The sequence below is a fragment of the Nitrospira sp. BLG_2 genome (genome assembly GCF_049222245.1).
Genome location: NZ_JBLYIG010000708.1, coordinates 1 through 1,968 on the forward strand (window position 1 = coordinate 1; position 1,968 = coordinate 1,968).

The following is a 1,968-nucleotide window of genomic DNA, read 5'->3' on the forward strand; positions in this document are numbered from 1 at the left end:
ATGCCATGCTGGAGGCAGCGCACGAGCAGCGACGTGATGGTGTTGATGTGGTCATCGGCGTCGTAGAAACACATGGCCGGGCAGAGACTGATGCCCTTGTCGAGGGACTCGAGATCCTCCCGCGCCGGGCCGTCGACTATCGCGGCACGACACTCCTGGAATTCGATCTCGATGCGGCGCTTGCGCGTCGTCCCACCGTGATCCTCATCGACGAGCTCGCGCACAGCAACGCGCCGGGTCTCCGTCATGCCAAGCGATGGCAGGATGTTTGGGAATTACTCAAGGCCGGCATCACGGTTTACACCACCGTGAACGTTCAGCATCTGGAGAGCCTGAACGATGTGGTCGCGCAGATTACGGGCGTGCGGGTGCGTGAGACCGTGCCGGATTCAGTGCTGGAACGGGCGGATGACGTGGAGTTGATCGATCTTCCGCTCGACGACCTGCTTCAGCGGCTCAAAGATGGCAAGGTCTATGTCCCCGAGCAGATTCAGCATGCGATTCACAATTTCTTCGCCAAAGGCAATCTGATCGCGCTTCGTGAACTTGCACTACGTCGCACGGCCGAGCGCGTCGATCAGCAAATGGAAATTTACCGGCGGGACCATGCGGTGGTAAGAACATGGCCGGCCGCGGAAACCGTGATAGTCTGCGTGAACACGAAGCCCCGTGGCCCGCGTTTGATCAGGGCAGCTCGCCAAATGGCAGCAGACCTTCATGCTAAATGGATCGCGGTGTACGTACAGATCCCCCGACATCTTGGACTTCCCCAGTCCGAACGAGATCGATTGATGCAGACTTTGCGTCTAGCGGAGCAGCTTGGAGCAGAAACGGTGACGTTAACCGGCGAGCACGTCGCCCAAGAGATTCTAAGCTATGCACGGAGTCGGAATGCCACCAAGATTATTGTCGGAAAACCGATCAGAGCGCCCTGGAAAGAATGGCTGTTCGGGTCAGTGGTTTCAGACCTCGTCCATCAAAGTGGAGAGATCGATATCTATGTCATTACGGGAACGGCCGGTGAAGGACAACCGCTTGTGCGTCGGACTCTCCAAAGAACCAGCGATGTCCAGGCTTATGGCTATGCCATCATGTGGGTGCTGAGTGCGACATCGGTCGCTTGGCTGATGTTTCCCTATTTCGCGTCCGCGAACCTGATCATGATGTACTTAATCGCCGTCGTCACGGTTGCGATCGGCTGGGGACGTGGACCGTCGGTCTTAGCCTCCGTCCTGAGCGTGGCAATGTTCGATTTCTTCTTTGTCCCGCCTGCTTACTCCTTTGCCGTCTCCGACTTTCAATACCTGTTGACCTTCGGGGTGATGCTTGTGGTTGCCCTAGTGATCAGCAATCTTGCTGTGCGCCTCCAGCGGCAAGCCGAGCTGGCCCGCTACCGAGAACGGCAAACGGGAGTGCTCTATGCCATGAGCCGAGATCTCGCCACTCATCGCGGAACGGGCATGCTGGCACAACTTGCGGCCCAGCATCTTCGAGATGTGTTTGACGCACAGGTAGCGATATTCCTCGCGGATGCAGACAAACGGGTGCAGCTGCAACGCGGGGAGCTCCTCTTTTTTGAGTTGGACCCAAAGGAGTCGTGGGTGGCTCAATGGGTATACGACCACAGCGAGCGAGCCGGGCTCGGGACCGATACGCTCCCGGGAGCCAGCGCACTGTACTTACCGCTGGTGTGCTCGACCGGACCGATCGGAGTCATTGCGCTTCGACCGAAGAGCGCCGCGCTCCTGCTGGACCCGGGGCAGTTGCATTTGCTGGAATCTCTGGTGAATCAGGTGGCTTTGGCGCTCGAACGGACTCGTTTATCGGACGAGGCGCAACAGGCTCACGTGCGCGCGGAAACGGAGCGTATGCGGAATGCCATTCTCAGCTCGGTGTCTCACGACCTGCGAACGCCACTCGCGACCATCACCGGTGCCGCCAGCAGTTTGGTGAATGGGCAGGACGAGC

At 58.6% G+C, this 1,968-nt stretch carries 1 protein-coding gene; it reads left to right on the plus strand.

The window, feature by feature from the left end:
- Positions 1-1,968 (plus strand): DUF4118 domain-containing protein (locus ACOSYY_RS18655; RefSeq protein ID WP_421664374.1); only part of this gene is annotated, 1,968 nt, incomplete at both ends.